The 15885-nt window shown below is 67.4% G+C and carries 18 protein-coding genes and 1 riboswitch; of the genes, 12 read left to right on the top strand and 6 right to left on the bottom strand.

Annotation, left to right across the window (positions count from 1 at the left end):
- Nucleotides 1-162: 162 nt before the first annotated feature.
- Entirely contained in the window at nt 163-447 is a 285-nt protein-coding gene (locus Aple_RS47765; RefSeq protein ID WP_155351432.1) for a hypothetical protein, read from the bottom strand.
- Complete coding sequence (locus Aple_RS52640; RefSeq protein WP_170322032.1) at nt 444-695, bottom strand: cell division protein SepF; 252 nt, start codon at nt 693-695, stop codon at nt 444-446. Before Aple_RS52640 ends, Aple_RS47765 begins: the two co-directional genes overlap by 4 nt.
- A 105-nt stretch (nt 696-800) precedes the next feature.
- On the opposite strand from Aple_RS52640, the gene Aple_RS47755 reads away from it, so the two are divergent.
- Nucleotides 801-1289: a GNAT family N-acetyltransferase gene (locus Aple_RS47755; RefSeq protein ID WP_155351430.1), complete on the top strand. Its 489-nt coding sequence runs from the start codon at nt 801-803 to the stop codon at nt 1287-1289.
- A 49-nt stretch (nt 1290-1338) separates the two neighbouring features.
- Nucleotides 1339-2253, top strand: coding sequence for an SDR family oxidoreductase (locus tag Aple_RS47750; RefSeq protein ID WP_155351429.1), 915 nt, complete (start codon nt 1339-1341; stop codon nt 2251-2253).
- On the opposite strand, the gene Aple_RS47745 is transcribed toward Aple_RS47750, so the two are convergent.
- Together Aple_RS47745 and Aple_RS47740 are read right to left on the bottom strand one after the other, a co-directional pair.
- Nucleotides 2244-2435, bottom strand: a complete 192-nt coding sequence (locus Aple_RS47745) for a hypothetical protein (protein WP_155351428.1) — start codon at nt 2433-2435, stop codon at nt 2244-2246. The two genes, Aple_RS47750 and Aple_RS47745, sit on opposite strands and share 10 nt — an antisense overlap.
- Before the next feature lie 197 nt (nt 2436-2632).
- Nucleotides 2633-2845 carry a hypothetical protein gene (locus Aple_RS47740; protein WP_155351427.1) on the bottom strand — a complete coding sequence of 71 codons (213 nt, stop codon included), beginning with the start codon at nt 2843-2845 and terminating at the stop codon, nt 2633-2635.
- 240 nt (nt 2846-3085) lie between these two features.
- Between Aple_RS47740 and Aple_RS47735 the strand changes: the two genes are divergently transcribed.
- The 6 genes from Aple_RS47735 to Aple_RS47710 all read left to right on the top strand — a co-directional run bounded on the left by Aple_RS47735 (nt 3086) and on the right by Aple_RS47710 (nt 10238).
- Nucleotides 3086-4258: a sensor histidine kinase gene (locus Aple_RS47735; RefSeq protein WP_170322031.1), complete on the top strand. Its 1173-nt coding sequence runs from the start codon at nt 3086-3088 to the stop codon at nt 4256-4258.
- The gene (locus Aple_RS47730; protein ID WP_155351425.1) at nt 4255-5364 is read left to right on the top strand and encodes a hypothetical protein; all 1110 of its coding nucleotides are present in this window, start codon (nt 4255-4257) and stop codon (nt 5362-5364) included. The genes Aple_RS47735 and Aple_RS47730 overlap by 4 nt, the downstream gene beginning before the upstream one ends.
- Nucleotides 5334-6041: a response regulator gene (locus tag Aple_RS47725; protein ID WP_246265471.1), complete on the top strand. Its 708-nt coding sequence runs from the start codon at nt 5334-5336 to the stop codon at nt 6039-6041. The genes Aple_RS47730 and Aple_RS47725 overlap by 31 nt, the downstream gene beginning before the upstream one ends.
- 52 nt (nt 6042-6093) lie before the next feature.
- The gene (locus Aple_RS47720; RefSeq protein ID WP_155351424.1) at nt 6094-6984 is read left to right on the top strand and encodes an LLM class flavin-dependent oxidoreductase; all 891 of its coding nucleotides are present in this window, start codon (nt 6094-6096) and stop codon (nt 6982-6984) included.
- 70 nt (nt 6985-7054) lie between these two features.
- Nucleotides 7055-8413 carry a TrpB-like pyridoxal phosphate-dependent enzyme gene (locus Aple_RS47715; RefSeq protein WP_155351423.1) on the top strand — a complete coding sequence of 453 codons (1359 nt, stop codon included), beginning with the start codon at nt 7055-7057 and terminating at the stop codon, nt 8411-8413.
- A gap of 88 nt (nt 8414-8501) precedes the next feature.
- Complete coding sequence (locus Aple_RS47710; protein WP_155351422.1) at nt 8502-10238, top strand: ATP-binding SpoIIE family protein phosphatase; 1737 nt, start codon at nt 8502-8504, stop codon at nt 10236-10238.
- Nucleotides 10239-10254: 16 nt separating this feature from the next.
- Here Aple_RS47710 and Aple_RS47705 read toward each other — a convergent pair whose 3' ends face one another.
- Nucleotides 10255-10647 (bottom strand): DUF7144 family membrane protein, encoded by a 393-nt coding sequence (locus tag Aple_RS47705; RefSeq protein WP_218038891.1) that lies wholly within the window; start codon nt 10645-10647, stop codon nt 10255-10257.
- Between the two features lie 373 nt (nt 10648-11020).
- Here Aple_RS47705 and Aple_RS47700 point away from each other — a divergent pair, with 373 nt between their 5' ends.
- Nucleotides 11021-11590: a TIGR03086 family metal-binding protein gene (locus tag Aple_RS47700; RefSeq protein WP_155351421.1), complete on the top strand. Its 570-nt coding sequence runs from the start codon at nt 11021-11023 to the stop codon at nt 11588-11590.
- Nucleotides 11591-11830: 240 nt separating this feature from the next.
- On the opposite strand, the gene Aple_RS56575 is transcribed toward Aple_RS47700, so the two are convergent.
- The gene (locus Aple_RS56575; RefSeq protein WP_373315687.1) at nt 11831-11908 is read right to left on the bottom strand and encodes a 50S ribosomal protein bL37; all 78 of its coding nucleotides are present in this window, start codon (nt 11906-11908) and stop codon (nt 11831-11833) included.
- 138 nt (nt 11909-12046) lie between these two features.
- Here Aple_RS56575 and Aple_RS47695 point away from each other — a divergent pair, with 138 nt between their 5' ends.
- The 3 genes from Aple_RS47695 (at nt 12047) to Aple_RS47685 (ending at nt 15370) form a co-directional block, all read left to right on the top strand.
- A complete protein-coding gene (locus tag Aple_RS47695) occupies nt 12047-12853 on the top strand; it encodes a DeoR/GlpR family DNA-binding transcription regulator (RefSeq protein ID WP_155351420.1) in 807 nt (268 codons plus the stop codon).
- A gap of 257 nt (nt 12854-13110) precedes the next feature.
- Nucleotides 13111-14172 (top strand): galactose-1-phosphate uridylyltransferase, encoded by a 1062-nt coding sequence (gene galT / locus Aple_RS47690; protein WP_155351419.1) that lies wholly within the window; start codon nt 13111-13113, stop codon nt 14170-14172.
- 112 nt (nt 14173-14284) lie between these two features.
- Nucleotides 14285-14421: riboswitch (cyclic di-AMP (ydaO/yuaA leader) on the top strand.
- Nucleotides 14422-14455: 34 nt separating this feature from the next.
- Nucleotides 14456-15370 (top strand): coiled-coil domain-containing protein, encoded by a 915-nt coding sequence (locus Aple_RS47685; protein ID WP_246265468.1) that lies wholly within the window; start codon nt 14456-14458, stop codon nt 15368-15370.
- Nucleotides 15371-15885 lie beyond the last annotated feature (515 nt).

Genomic DNA, 15885 nt, shown 5'->3' with positions numbered 1-15885 from the left:
GGACGATCGCGGATCTCGTAGCAGCGCAGGACGAGTACCGGCGCGGGGTCAGCTTGCCGAGTGCCTGGCGCAGGGCCAGGCGGCGTACGGTGGAGTCGTCGCGAGATCACCCGAGTTCGGACAGCGCGCCGGTCGGGAACTCGACGTGTCTTCGCCTGCTGGTCAGCTCATCTTGCCGAGATAGCTCGTGTTCGTACGACCCGCGACGGCGGCATCGTGGATGTCCTGACGCAAACGCTGGACGAACTCGGGCCCGCGCCAATCGTCGCCGGCCCAGTGCAAGCCGACCAGCACAATGAACCGGGCGGCTTCACGCGCTCCCTCGAGCCTGGTCACCACGTAATAGACGTCGTCATGGCGTTGGTCGTAACTCTCGAATGTCGCCGTCCAGGATGCTCCCGCGTCAATCGCCGTGGGTTCGCGGAACTCGGGCCACGTGAAAGTCACCGCGACGGTTCGGCGGGAGCCGAGGGGCGGTTGCTTCTGCCGTAAGGCATTAGCAGGAATACCTTGGGCGACAGGCGGTCCATGTCGCCGCCCCGGCCGAACACCAGACCGGCCGCGAAATCCACGAACTGCCTGGCCTCGCTGTCCGCTAGCCGGCTGAGGTCCATCACCACGGGGACGCCGGTGCGGAAGAAGTGTCCGACATAGAGCGCTTCGGCGTAGTCCTTGGGGCACAGAGTCTTGACCATCGCATTAGTCTCCACGTCGCGTGGCCCCCATGGCCAGCGGGCGGTGGGGCGATTCTGTCGGACCCCGTGGCTAGGGTGGGCGACGTGTTGAGTGACGATGGGGCCGTGACCGTGCGTCCCGCGACCTGGGTGGACGCGGAGGCGGTGGCGAAGATCTGGATCGACAGGTGGCGAGACGCGCATTTAGGACATGTTCCTGATGAGCTCCTCGCCGTGCGCACCGAGGAGTCTTTCGGGGTGCGTGCGTCGCAACGGGTGGACGACACCACGGTCGCGACGGTCAACGGGGTGGTGGCGGGTTTCGTCATGGTGGTCGGGGACGAGGTCGAACAGGTCTACGTGTCGAAAGAGCATCGCGGAACCAGCGTGGCCACCATCCTCCTGGCCGAAGCCGAACGGCTCGTGGTGTCGAACGGTCACCGAAAAGCCTGGCTGGCCGTGGTCGCCGGGAACCCGCGAGCACGAAGGTTCTACGAGCGCAACGACTGGACCGACGAAGGCACCTTCGAATACGCCGCCTCAACCGCCAGCGGATCCGTCATCGTCCCCACCCACCGCTACACCAAGGAACTCCTCGGCCGAACAAGCCTCTGACCAGCGGGTTCGCCGTCATTCCTCATCACCATCGCATAAGGGGACTTCTATGAGTAAGCCACTGGCGGGAAAGGTCGCGCTGGTCGCTGGAGCTACTCGCGGCGCCGGTCGGGGTATCGCGGTAGAGCTGGGCGCGGCGGGAGCGGTGGTCTATGTGACCGGCCGCAGCACCCGAAGCCAGCGTTCCGAAATCGATCGTCCGGAGACCATCGAGGAAACGGCCGAGTTGGTCACCGCCGCCGGCGGGCAGGGCATCCCGGTTCAAGTGGACCATCTGGATTCCGATCAGGTGCGGGCCCTGGTCGAACGCATCGACGCGGAACAGGGCCGCCTCGACATCTTGGTCAACAACATCTGGGGCGGCGAACAGATGTTCAGCTGGGACCAGCCCCTCTGGGAGCACTCCCTGGACAAGGGCCTGCGCATCCTGCGCCTGGCCATCGACACCCACATCATCACCAGCCACCACGCGCTCCCCCTGCTCATCAAGAACCCGGGTGGCCTGGTCATCGAGGTGACCGACGGCACCGCCGACTACAACACCAAGAACTACCGAATCTCCTTCTTCTACGACCTGGCCAAAAGCTCGGTCATCCGCATGGCCTTCGCCCAGTCCAAGGAACTCGCCCCGCACGGATCAACCGCCGTGGTTTTGACTCCCGGCTGGCTGCGCTCAGAACTGATGCTGGACCTCTTCGGCGTCACCGAGGCGACCTGGCAGGACGCTCTCAAGCTCCAACCCCACTTCGCCATCTCCGAAACCCCGTCCTACGTCGGCCGGGCGGTCACCGCCCTCGCCGCCGACCCCGCCGTCTCCCGCTGGAACGGCCAGTCCCTCTCCAGCGGCCAACTGGCCCAGGTGTACGGTTTCACCGACCTCGACGGCAGCCAACCCGACGCCTGGCGCTACCTCGTCGAAGTCCAGGACCCAGGCCTCCCCGCCGACGTAACGGGCTACCGCTGACATAGGCCACCCGCCGCAGGTGCGCCCTCCAGCCACCGGTAGGTGACCGTGCCGGTCGCGCCGCCGATCGTCGTCCAGGTGCCGACCAGCGTGAGGAACGGTGCGCCCGGCCGATGCGCTCGCTCAGCTCCATATCGCGGACGGCGCGGGAGCAGGGTTTCGGCGGGCGCAGAAGGCGGCACGGGAGACTCCCAGCGGGTCACACGCCCGTTTGACGTTGTGACCGCCCTGCTTCTCCGCCTCGATGAACGCCTCACGAAGAAAGCCGTGGCCCGCTTGAGGATGTCGACGTCCGTCAAACCGGATCAAGCCCAGTAGGCGCCGAGCTGACCACATGACCGAGGCTCGGCTCAGGCAACGATCAGCGTGGCCGTTCCGGTTAGCGGAGGAAGGAGCGGGCCACGCGGGACGCGGTCTCGTGGTCGACGCTCTTGGTGGTGCCGAGGAAGACGCGGACCAGGCTGCTGATCATGTTGGTGAGGGCGCTGATGTCGCCGCGGTCGACCCTGTCGTCGAACTGGGCGGCGATTCTGGGGTCGGTGACGCGGGCTGAGGCGATGGTCGCGCGGATGTCGCTTTCCGTTACGTGCATGCCGGGCCTCCTATCGCGGGCGGAAGCGGGTGCGCTGGGTCAGCGGGTGGTCCGCGCCCACGGCGAACCGTGCCTGGATCCTGGGTGGTCGTCTTTATTAGAAGGGGTGCCGCCTGATCTGCGATGACGGCTTTTCAGCTGACATTCGCCTGTTGCGATTGCGGCAATACAGCCGGATACGGTCTCATGCTTGGCTGGGGGAGGCTTTACACTCGGACGTCGCAAACTGTCGTGACGTCGGTGAGTGAGTCTCTGATGGCACAGGGTGTTCGGTTGCTTGGCCCTCAGGGCCGAGCCCCGGCGTGGGTCGCGCTGAATCGGGTGACCGCGCGGTGCGCTTCCGGCATGCGCGGCATCACCGGCTTCGTGGCGGGGATCGCGGGCCTGCTGAGCATCGCCTCTCCGGTGGCGACGGAATGGCTGCTTCCCGCGGTCGCGATCACCTTTGTCTGGACGGGGTTGTTCGCGTGGCTCGCGTGGCGGTGGGGGCTCGCCGTCTGGCTGGTGACCGGCGAGATCCTGCTCACCACCGTGTTATGCCTGCTGCAGGACCGTCTGGTGGCGGCGGAACTCCTGGCCGGCGGTGCCAGCTGGATCGCCGGCGTGGTCACCATGACCATTGTCGTCGTGAGTCTGGCGTGGCCTCCGCTCGCGGCCGTCCTGGGCGGGCTGGTGGTCGCGGTGGCTCATCTGGTGGGAGCGCAGGCGGCGGGAGTGGCAGACGGCGGGTACACGGCCGCCGGGATCAACATCGTGCAGATCGGCGCCACGGCGGTGCTGGCCACGCTGCTCAGAAGCGCGGCCCGCGCCGCGGACAAGCAACTCTCCCAGCTTCGCGACTTCGAGCAGCGCGCCACCGTCGAGCAGGAGCGCCGGAACGACGAGCGCCTGCAGAACAGCCGCATGCACGGCAGCTTCCTGGCCACCCTGATGGTCATCGGTGCGGGCGGCATCCGCGCCACCTCCCCCATGCTTCGCGAGACGGCGGCGGGCCAGCTGGTGGAACTCGAGCGAATCGCCCAGACCACCGAGCCGCGCACCGCGTTCGTCGCCCTGGATCAGCGTGTCCACGCGGTGACCGCCCGCGCCGGACTCAAAGTCAAGGAGCAGCTCTCCCCCTGCGCGGTTCCCTGGTTCGTCGCCGACGCGTTCGCGGAAGCTGTGGCCGAGGCTTTGGCCAACGTGCTCCGGCATGCCCGTACTGACACGGCGGAGGTGAGCCTGACCACCGACGACGGGCAGGTACGGATCGAGATCGTCGACCATGGAACCGGCTTCGACCGCGCCTCGGTCCCCGACCACCGTTACGGCATCCGCATCTCGATCATCGAGCGCCTGGAGGCGGTAGGCGGCACAGCGGTCGTCACCTCCGACTTGCAGGGCACCCGCGTAGACCTTCGCTGGTCGCCATGACCGTCACTGATCCGGAGCTTCTTGTCGCGCAGCGGTACTCGCTGGCCAGCACGCGTGCCGCCGTGACCATCGTCGCCGCCTGGCATCTGGGCTCGGACCTCCCCTCCACCATCATCGGCTGGTCCTCCTACCGCTGGCCCCTGCTGGCCGTGGCCGCCTGGATCGTCTATACCGTCATCGGCGTGGCCGCTTCGGTGGTTCTGCTCAATCCCGGAAGGAAACTCCCATTCGGGCCATGGGCGGCAGCGGTGCTGGCACTCGTGGCGGACGCGGCGGTGATCATCGCGTGCCGTCCGGAGGCGGTGATGACAGCCGCGAACTGGAGCTGGGGCTCGGTGGGATGGCTGGCCCTCATCCTGTTCTGGCCCAGGCTGACCTGGCCGAGAGATCTTGGTGTGTTCTTCCTGGCCAACGCCCTGGTGATGCTGGCCGGAATGGCGGTGGCGGACTCGCTTGACCAGGTCTGGATAGGCAAGTTCCTGGTGGTCCTGTTCGGCAGCATGGTGCTCCAGGCGGGGGCCAGCGCCGGGGCGCACGGCTTCGACCTGGCCGCTCGCTGGGCCGCCGACAATTCACGCACCCTGGCGCGAGCGGAAGCCACCCAGCGCGCCGCCGAACAGGTGCACGCCGACCGTTTGCGACGGTATGCCCAAGCCCGGCAGGCGGCCGCGCCCGTACTGACCCGCCTGGCCGAGGGCGCGAACCCCAGCGATCCGGACGTACGGCACGCCTGCGCGATCGCCGCCGCCCGGCTGCGCCGCCTGATCGCCGAAACCGACGACGCGCCCAACCCGCTGCTGCACACGCTGCGCGCGTGCGTCTTCGACATCGAGAAGCGCGGCGTCGTCGTCCACCTGCTCACCGCCGGAACCGTGCCGCCCATCCCCTTGGAGGTACGGCAAGCGCTGATCGAAGCCCCCTTGGAAGCCCTGGCCCGAGCCCGCACCCAAGCACGCGTAACATTGGTCGCCACAGCGAACCAGGTGATCATCAGCGTGCTGTCGGACGCCGAGGAGTTCGCGTTGCCCGCACCCGATGGCGTACAGGTCGCGACGCAGGTCGAAGGAGGACTGCTGTGGATCGAGAGCGGCTGGACCGCCCCGTGAAGCTGGCCGTGGTCGAGGACCTGCCGGTAGTGCTCGCGGGCGTGCGTTCCTGGGTTGCCGCGGATCCGCAGAAACGCGTCGAGATCATCGCGAGTGGGGACACGCTCGAGGCCGTACTCGATGGGGCTGGCGCGGACGCGGATGTGATCCTGCTCGATCTGGAGCTCAACGGGGTTCTCATGATCGGGCGGATTCCGGAGCTGTGCGCGCAGGGGCGGCGGGTGGTGGTCTACTCGGTGCACGAGGACGAGGAGACCGTGCTCAATGTCCTCAAAGCGGGTGCCGCCACGTTCATCACGAAGGGTGAGAGCGCCGAGCACTGCCTGGAGACCATTGTCGCCGTCGCGTGGGACCGGCCTTACGTCACGCCCACGATGGCGGGGGCTCTGGTGGTCGCCGACGCCAGCACGGCCCGCCCGATGTTGTCCGCCCGGGAGCGGGAAGCGCTCCTGCTCTGGTTCCAGGGCATGAACAAGCAGTCGGTCGCCACCCGGATGGGCATTTCGGAGGCGACGGTCAAGCAGTACATCGAGCGGGCCCGCATCAAGTACGCGAGCACCGGCCGGGCCGCGCCCACCAAGACCACGCTGCTGGCCCGCGCCATCCAGGACGGCCTCATCACCCCGGCTGACATCATCGAATACCAGTCCCGGGCGGCGGAGGGCGGCCAGAGCTAGGGCAGCCAATCGAGCCTGGAACAATACGTGCGACGAAGGGGTTCTCGCGGTCATGGCAGATTATGGGCGAGACGTGCAGTTCGGCTACTTCCTTGTCCCCAACGCGGACGACCCCCTGCTGGAGACCGCGCAGACCGCCGAACGTCTCGGCCTGGACCTGATCGGCGTCCAGGATCATCCCTACCAGCGGCGATATGTCGACACCTGGACGCTGCTCAGCATGATCGCCGCCACCACCCAACGAATCACCGTATTTCCGGACGTGGCATGCCTGCCCCTGCGCCCGCCCGCCGTCCTGGCCAAATCCGCCGCCAGCCTCGACCTGCTCAGCGGCGGGCGCTTCGAACTCGGCCTGGGCGCGGGCGCCTTCTGGGAAGCCATCACCGCGTACGGCGGCGCCCCCCGAACCCCCAAACAGGCCATCGACGCGCTCACCGAGGCGATACAGGTCATCAGAAAGATCTGGAGCGGCGAACCCAACCTGCGCTTCACCGGCGAGCACTACCACCTGACCGGCGCCAAATCCGGCCCGGTCCCCGCCCATCCCATCGGCATCTGGCTGGGCGCGGGAGGCCCCCGGGCCCTGGCTCTCACCGGCAGAACCGCCAACGGCTGGCTCCCCTCCTCCGGCTGGGCGCCCCCGTCCCGCCTCCCCGAACTCCACGACCGCATCGACACCGCCGCCGCCAAAGCGGGCCGCGACCCCTCCGACATCCGCCGCCTCTACAACGTCAACGGCACCATCACCGACGGCCCCTCCGAGGGTTTCCTCCGCGGCCCCGCCTCCCAGTGGGCCGACGAACTCACCGACCTCGCCCTCGCGTACGGCATGGACTCCTTCATCTTCTGGGGCGAAGGCGACCAGTCCACCCAACTCCACCGCTTCGCCGAGGACGTGGTCCCCCTGGTCCGCGAACGGGTGAAGGAAGAACGCCAAGGCTAGATTGCAAATGGGGAGGGGAGGCGGAGACTGGGAGGGGTCGGATCACTCCCCGTCGTTGTGGAGGGCGTTTATGGCCGAGCCCACCAGGGTTCTTCTCGACGAGTCGCGAATCCCACGTAACTGGTACAACATCGTCGCCGATCTTCCGGTGCCACCGCCGCCGCCGTTGCATCCCGGAACGCTGCAACCCCTAGGGCCGGATGATCTGGCCCCGCTTTTCCCCATGGACCTGATTTCCCAGGAAGTCAGTCAGGATCGGTTCATTCAGATTCCCGAGGGCGTGCTGGAGGTTTACCGGCTCTGGCGGCCGACGCCGCTGATCCGGGCCCGGCGGCTGGAGAAGAGCCTGGGAACTCCGGCGCGGATCTACTACAAGTACGAAGGCGGTTCCCCCGCCGGATCGCACAAACCGAACACCGCCGTACCGCAGGCGTACTACAACGCCAAGCAGGGCGTGCGCCGCCTGACCACCGAGACGGGCGCGGGACAGTGGGGCTCGGCCCTCGCCTTCGCCTGCGCCCAGTACGGCGTGGAATGCGAAATCTGGATGGTCCGCGCGTCCTACGACCAGAAGCCGTACCGGCGCTCGCTGATGGGCGTCTACGGCGCGAAAGTGCACGCGAGCCCGTCCCCCGTCACCAGCGCGGGCAACAAGATCCTCGCCGAGTTCCCCGACTCCCCCGGCAGCCTCGGCATCGCGATCAGCGAGGCCGTGGAGATCGCGGGACAGCACGACGACACCCGCTACGCCCTGGGTTCGGTCCTCAACCATGTCCTCACCCACCAGACGGTGATCGGCGAGGAGGCCATCGAGCAGCTTGCCGCCTTCGGCGAAACCCCGGACGTCATCGTCGGCTGCACCGGCGGGGGCTCCAACTTCGCGGGCCTGACATTCCCCTTCTTCCGGGAGAAGCTCGCCGGCCGGATGAACCCCACCATCCGCGCCGTCGAACCCGCGGCCTGCCCGACGTTCACCCGGGGCACCTACGCGTACGACTTCGGCGACACCGCCGGCTTCACCCCGCTCCTCAAGATGCACACGCTCGGCCACGACTTCGTGCCCGACCCGATCCACGCGGGCGGCCTGCGCTACCACGGCATGGCACCCCTGCTGTCCCATATGTACGAGCTCGGCATGTTCGAGGCCATCGCCATGGGCCAGCGGGAATGTTTTGAGGCGGGGGTGCGATTCGCCCGTACCGAGGGGATCCTCCCGGCCCCGGAACCGACGCACGCGCTGGCCGAGACGATCGCGGAGGCGGTGCGGTGCCGCGAGAGCGGCGAGGAGAAGGTGATTCTGACCGCGTTGTGCGGCCATGGGCACTTTGATCTGGCGGCCTATGACCGTTATCTGGCCGGGGAGATGGACGACTTCGCTCTCACGCAAGAACGAATCGATCAGGCACTGGCCACATTGCCGAAGGTCTGACAAGATACGGCTCCCGCCGTGTGCGGGAGCCGTACAGTCTGGCAAAAGCCTGAAATGCGTCGGAGCTCCTAATTACCATTCTGGAGAGATGAACCGGAACAGCGTGATCAAGGACCCCGTGCCCGGGGACCGGGCCGAATGGCGGCGCCGGAGTGCCAGTTCCGCGCATGAGCGGCTGGCATTCCTCAATGAGGCCAGCCGCCGGATCGGCAGCACGCTCGATCTCGCCGAGACCGGCCGCGAACTGATGGACGTCACCGTGCCGCGCTTCGCCGACACGGCCGCGATCATGGTGCAGGACCGGCTGGTCATCGACGGCGAGTTCCCCTCCCGCGCGGCCGACGGGTCCGCGCTGGTACGGCGGGTCGCCCTCGGCGTGGCCGAGGAGAGTTCCGACGACTGGACGGAGGCCTTCCCCGTCGGGGAGGTGATGGTGTTCCCGGCCACGCTGCCGCACGCGCAGTGCATGGCCACCAGCAAGACGATCATGTATCCCGAGCTGGACGAGGAGACCGCGCGCCTGATCGGCGCCAGCCTGGACCGCGAAGTGGTCACCAAACTGCTCTCCGGCGGCTCGTTCCTGGCGGTGCCGCTGCGCGCCCGGGGCCGGGTGCTCGGCTGCGCGGTGTTCACCCGCAGGCCGGGCGGCCAGGCGTTCGAGGAGCAGGACGTCGCGGTCGCCGAGGAGCTGGCCGCCAGGACCGCCGTCTGCGTCGACAACGCCCGCCTCTACACCCGCGAACGCCGGACCGCGCTGACCCTGCAGAGCAGCCTGCTCCCCGCCGACCTGCACCAGCCGCTGGGCATGGACATCGCCACCCGCTACCTGCCGGCCAGCGACCTGATGGGCGTCGGCGGCGACTGGTTCGACGTGATCCCGCTGCCGGGCTGCCGGGCCGCGCTGGTGGTCGGCGACGTGATGGGCCACGGCACCAGGGCGGCGGCCACCATGGGCCAGCTGCGCACCGCCGCCCGCACGCTGGCCAGCCTCGACCTGCCCCCGGACGAGTTACTGTTCCGGCTGAGCCGGATGAGCCAGGACCTGGACCCGACCCAGATCGCGACCTGCGTGTACGCGGTGTACGACCCGGTCACCCGTTCCTGCGCGATCGCCCGGGCCGGGCACATGCCGCCGGTGCTGATCCACGACGACGGCGCCACCGAGATCATCGAGCTGCCCGCCTGCCTGCCGCTCGGCATCGGCAACGAGCCGATGGAGATGCGGGAGATGATCCTCCCGGCCGGGAGCGTGCTGGCCCTCTACACCGACGGCCTGGTGGAGAGCCGGGCCAGGGACATCGACGAGGGCATCACCGCGCTGCGCCGGCTGCTGTCGATCCAGCGCGGCGATCTTGAGGAGATGTGCGACGTCACGATCAGCAGCCAGCGGCCCGGGGACGAGCGGGACGACATCGCGTTGCTGCTGGCCCGGGTGCACGAGCTGGCCCCGGATGAGACGGCGTTCTGCGCGCTGCCCGCCGATCCTCGTTTCGTCGGGCATTCCCGCAGGTTCGTCCGGGCCACGCTGAACGCGTGGGGGCTGGGCAGTGTGGTGGACACCACCGAGCTGATCGTGAGCGAGTTGGTCACCAACGCGCTCAAGCATGGCTGGCCGCCGATCGAGCTGCGGCTGCTGCGCGGGCGCGGGCGGACGCTGGTCTGCGAGGTGTCCGACGGTTCCCCGACCCCGCCCGCGGTGCGTTCCCCGACCTCGGAGGACGACACCGGGCGGGGCCTCCAGCTGATCAAGCGGCTGACCTACCGCTGGGGGACTCGCCCGACCCCGGCCGGCAAGATCGTCTGGGTGGAGCTGCGGCTGCCGTAGATCCGCCTCCCGGGGGTCAGGCTACGGAGCCCCGAGGTGGGACGACCAGCGCGTAGATGACGAACAGGCTCAGCGCGATGGAGATGATCGACCAGAGCGGGAACGCCGCGGCGAACGCGAACTGGCCGAGCATGGCGAGCCCGGCCATGATGATTCCCAGGGTGCGTGCCCACATCTTGCCGGCGAGGATCCCGAATCCGGCGGCCAGCTGGAGGATGCCGATGATCAGCCAGATCACGCCCCAGGCGGTGAAGTTCCAGAGCAGGATATGGCTGTAGTAACTGCTGCGGAAGAGCGCGACGAGCCCGCCGATGATGTTGAAGAGTCCTACCGTGATGCCGATGATCCCGGCGAAGCCGAGCCAGTTGGAGCGCGTCGACGGCATCCGTCCGGGCGATGCGGTGGTCACGAGTTACCTCCCAGTCGTATCGAGGGACACTTCACGATAGGCACATAAATGGGCCTATCTCATTATTTCTGACACAAAAATGGCGGGCTATTTATTTCCTTTACTGTGAAATGACTGTTTGTCGAGTACTATTGGGCATTTCGGGGTGTACGAATCGTTCGGGGGAAATAGGGAGTTCAGGGAGTTGCCGCCCCCACTGGTGGATCGATCCAGCCTGATCTTGATGGGCGCTCTCGTGATCATGTCGCCGCACGGCGATGAGCGTGACGGGGGGCACGGCGCCCTGATCATGCCTAGCTCAGCTCGGGCCTGCCGTCCATGGTGGTCCAGGAGGGAAATGACGGGAACGCTTCGACGAGTTAACGTCAGAAGGGTGAGCATCGACATCAGAGACGCCTACCGGCGGGCCCTCGATGCCTTCGGTCAGCGCGTCCACCTTATTCGGGCCGACCAGTGGGAGGTCATCACGCCGTGCGTGGACTGGAATGTCCGCGCGCTGGTCAACCATCTCGTGAACGAGAGCCTGTGGGCACCGGAGCTGCTCGCGGGCCGTACCGTCGGGGAGGTCGGCGACGTCTTCGACGGCGACCTGCTGGGCGATGATCCGATCAAGGCGTTCGACACGGCCGCGCACGAGGCCGTGCAGGCGTCCGCCTCGGCGGGCGCGCTGACCCGGGTCGTGCACCTGTCGTTCGGGGACGTGCCCGGCGAGGAGTACATCACCGAGCTGTTCGCGGACGCGCTCATCCACACCTGGGACCTGTCCCAGGCGATCGGCGTCGTCGACCGGCTCGATCCGGAACTGGTCGACGCCTGCGCGACGTGGTTCGCGGGTGCGGAGGAGGCCTACCGGCAGTCAGGTGTCATAGGAGAACACGCCGAGGTACCCGCCGAGGCCGACCCCCAGACCCGTTTACTGGCCGCTTGGGGCCGCCGCGCTTAAGCGCTCACTGTTAGGTGTCCCAAGAGGAGCGCCGCGTTCGAGGCGCACGTGTCCCCGCCCGGTTGCCAACGTCCGGGGAGGGGCACTGCGTTCAAGGCGCTCCTGTCCCCCATCGGTTGTTAACGTCCGGGGAAGGGCGCCGCGTTCGGGGCGTACCTGTCCCCGCTCGGTTGTCAACGTCCAGCAGAGCTCTTGGGGTGCCGCGCTCAGCCGCGTTCGCGCGCGTGTGGCCGCTCGGCGTCAGCGTCCGGTGGGGCGCTTGCCGTGGTTGGCCTTCTTCTTCTTGCGTGCCTTCGACTTGCGCTGGCGCTTACCCATGGGTGAGTCCTTTCGCTCGTCGTGACATATGACGACACTCTCCTCCGGAGGACGTACCCCGACAAGACCTCAAGCCCGTCATCAGGATTCAACATTGGATGTGCCATAATTTGTTGAAATCTGTTGATAGGAGGGGTGATGCTGGCGCAGCAACGGCAGCAGGCGATCCTCGAACGGGTTCGCAGGACCGGTGGCGTGCGGGTCGCCGACCTGGTCCGCGATCTCGGGGTCTCCGACATGACGATCCGGCGTGACCTGGAGGTTCTGGCCGAACGCGGCCTCCTGGAGAAGGTGCACGGCGGGGCCACCGTCGCCGGTCCCGGCTCCACCGAAGAGCCGGGCTTCGCCGCCAAGTCGGTACGGCAACAGCAGGAGAAGGAGGCCATCGCCCGGCACGCGGCCCACCTGATCCGCCCCGGCAGCTCGGTCGCCCTCTCCGCCGGAACCACCACCTGGACCTTCGCCCACCACCTGGTCGACGTGCCCGAACTGACCGTGATCACCAACTCCCTCCAGGTCGCCGACGTCTTCCACCGCGCCGGCCGCCCCGACCAGACGATCATCCTGGTCGGCGGGGTACGGACTCCGTCCGACGCCCTCGTCGGCCCGGTCGCCGTAGCCGCCATCCGCTCCCTCAACGTGGACGTGCTGGTCCTGGGCGTGCACGGGATGAGCCTGCGGGCCGGATTCACCACCCCGAACCTGCTGGAAGCGGAGACCGACCGCGAACTCGTGGCCGCCGCCCAGCAACTGGTCGTCCTCGCCGATCACACCAAGTGGGGCACGATAGGCATCAGCAGCATCGCCCGGCTGGACCAGGCCCACGTCGTGGTCACCGACACCGGCCTCCCCGAACCGGCAAGAGCCGAACTGGCCGACCAGGTCGGCGAACTCATCGTCGCCGGAAACGCCCAGAACGAGATCCCCCAGAAGGAGGCGCTATGAAGAAGGCCGCCCTCCCTCTCGCCTCACGACGAAGCCTCCAGAAAGACGCACCGTGAAGCCCCTCATTCACCTCGCCACAGCAAAAAACCCCCCAAAGCCGACCGCTATCCACCTCACCTCAGGACGAAGCCCTCTGAGAGAGGCGCTGTGAAGAAGACCATCGTCCCCTTCGCCGCAACACGAAACCTCCCAACAAGCGCCGCGAACAAGATCGTCCTCTGCCCCGCCTCAGGACGAAGCCCGCTAAGAGAGGCGTTGTGAAGAAGGCCCTCATCCACCTCGCCGATGGTCGTGAATTGTTCTACTTCGACCGTTCCGACGCCGCTGACCGGAGCGCTCCAGATGAGCGTGATCTCCCCCCGCGTCCGCTCCCGTCGGAGATGCGTTATGACCCGTTGATGGATGAATGGGTGACCATCGCCCGCCACCGGCAGACCCGCACACACCTTCCCGCCGCCGAGGAATGCCCGCTCTGTCCCGCGCACCCCGGTTCGGAGGTTCCGTCCTGGTATGACGTGGCCGTCTTCGAGAACCGTTTTCCCTCGTTCAGCTTCGGCGCCCACGACTACGAGCCGGTCGGCGGTCTCAGCGAGGTCCGGCCAGGCCTTGGCCGCTGTGAGGTCGTCTGCTTCACCCCCGACCATCAGGCGTCCTTCGCGTCGCTCTCGCCCGAGCAGGTCGAGTTGGTGATGGAGGCCTGGGTGGACCGTACCGCGGAATTGTCGGCGTTGCCGGGCGTCGAGCAGGTGTTCTGCTTCGAGAACCGGGGCGCGGAGATCGGGATCACGTTGCCGCATCCGCATGGGCAGATCTACGGGTATCCGTACGTGACGCCGCGGACGCGGCAGATTCTGGACAGCGCGGAGCGATATCGGGGCAACCTGTTCGCCGACGTGCTGGCCGCCGAACGGGCCGGGCCCCGGGTGATCGCCGCCAACGCGTACTGGACCGCGTTCGTGCCTGCCGCCGCGCGGTACCCGTTCGAGGTGCACCTCTACCCGCATCGCCAGGTGCCCGATCTGCCCGCGCTGGACCCGGCGGAGCGCGCGGCGTTCGGTCCGGTGTACACCGATGTGCTGCGGCGCCTGGACGGGCTGTTCGGCGTCACGATGCCGTACGTGGCGGCTTGGCATCAGGCGCCGGTGTCGGAGCGGCGCGAGCTGGCGTACCTGCACCTGCAGCTGTTCAGTATCCGGCGAGCCCCCGGCAAGCTGAAGTATCTGGCAGGATCGGAGTCCGCGATGGGGGCCTTCGTCAACGACATCCTCCCCGAGGAGGCCGCCGACATGCTCCGAGATCAGGAAAACCAACCAGACTGATTACGGATTGATCTCTAATTGGTCGCGACTTTAGGTGGCAAGCCCCTCCCTTTGCCATTACTATCCACTGCAACCGGCCGATTCACCCGGGTCTCACCTGAGATCACATGTCTCGTCCGGTACGCCTAATCCCGAGTGCCTCACTCGGGAACCGGGGACCCAAGGTACCTGGGGTGAACGCGCGCGAGCGCCAGGGCTATCTCCCGCCCGAACCCGTCAGCTAACCCGGTCGGCAGATGGAGAGGAGCGGGCGCTGCCCCCCACGTTCCGCCACCATGCCCTCGTGTCGGTCGGCGCACTCGCGGCCGCCCTGGTCTTGGGACCTGTCGCCACCGCGGCCCCCAAGCCCACCGAGGGTGAGCTGAAGAAGCAGCTCACCAGCCTGGAGAAGAAGGTCGACGGGCTGATCGCCAAATACCACGTCGCGCGTGAGGATCTCGCGAAGGCGCGGACCGCGGAGAAAGCGGCCCGCGCGCGGCTGGTCAAGGCCGAGGCGGACTATGTGGCGGCCCAGCACGAGGTGGGCAAACTCGCTGGGCTGAACTACCAGGCCACCGTCGACCCCCGCATGTTGATGCCCGGCATGCAGCTCTCCCCGCTGGCCGCGCAACTCCAGGCCGAAAAGGCCGCCAAGATGACGGAGTTCGCGAAGAAGGAGAAAGAGCGCCGCGACGCCGCGGCCGCCGCCAAGAAGCTCATCGTGGACATCAAGCAGCAGAGCGAGGACATCGAACGCCAGCGCAAGGACGCCGAACAGCTCATCGATGAGATCCAGGACAAACTCGACGATCTCATCCCGATGGGCCCCGGCAAGCTGTCCAACGGCGGCTGGGCGCCGGAACTGCCCACCGGCAGCGACAACATCACCCCGCGCACCCGGCTGATGCGCGAGGAGATCAAGGACGCGTTCAAGCTGCACTACACCGTCGGCTGCTTCCGCGTCGACAACATGGGCGAGCACCCGCTCGGCCGGGCCTGCGACTTCATGATGAGCTCCGGCGGCGCGATGCCCACCGCCGCCAACGTCGCCCTCGGCAACAAGATCTCCGACTGGGCCCTGAAAAACCGCACCAAACTAGGCGTCAAGTATGTGATCTGGAGACAGCGCATCAACCACGGCTCCGGCTGGCGCCTGATGGGCAACCGCGGCGGCATCACCGCCAACCACTACGACCACGTACACATCTCGATGTTCTAGCACCACCACAAGCCAACTGCCCCACCCACCGATCACGCGGGTGTGCGCGTCCAGCCCCCGCGGCCGCACACCCGCGTGATTGTTTTCGTGCTTATGGCCGATCCTCCGGATCGGCGGGCTCGGCCGCCCTCAGCCTGCGCCTTCCCTCGTCGCTCCGGCCGCTCCGCGACCTGCGTTCCTCAGCCCAGACACAGGCGCGGCTGTGTCTATGGCCGCGCCTCCGGCACGGCGGGCTTGGCCGCCCTCAGCCTGCGCCTTCCCTCGTCACTCCGGCCGCTTCGCGACCTGCGTTCCTCAGTCCAGACACAGGCGCGGCCAAGCCGCCGGGACATACGACTAACGGTGCGGCGATTTCCCTCGATCGGGTGGGCGTGCCCTTGGGTGGGCGTCGGTCAATGGGTGGCGTCGGTTGAGGAATATGGCTGAGCGTGGATGATCAACAAGAGCGGGTTGGTGTGGCGGCAGAGCCTTGCCACGGCTGCCGTTTCGTACGGGAAACCACGGCGATGCGGCTG

The organism is Acrocarpospora pleiomorpha (assembly GCF_009687885.1).
Taxonomy (GTDB): domain Bacteria; phylum Actinomycetota; class Actinomycetes; order Streptosporangiales; family Streptosporangiaceae; genus Acrocarpospora; species Acrocarpospora pleiomorpha.
This window is presented reverse-complemented; position numbering and strand designations above follow the sequence as displayed.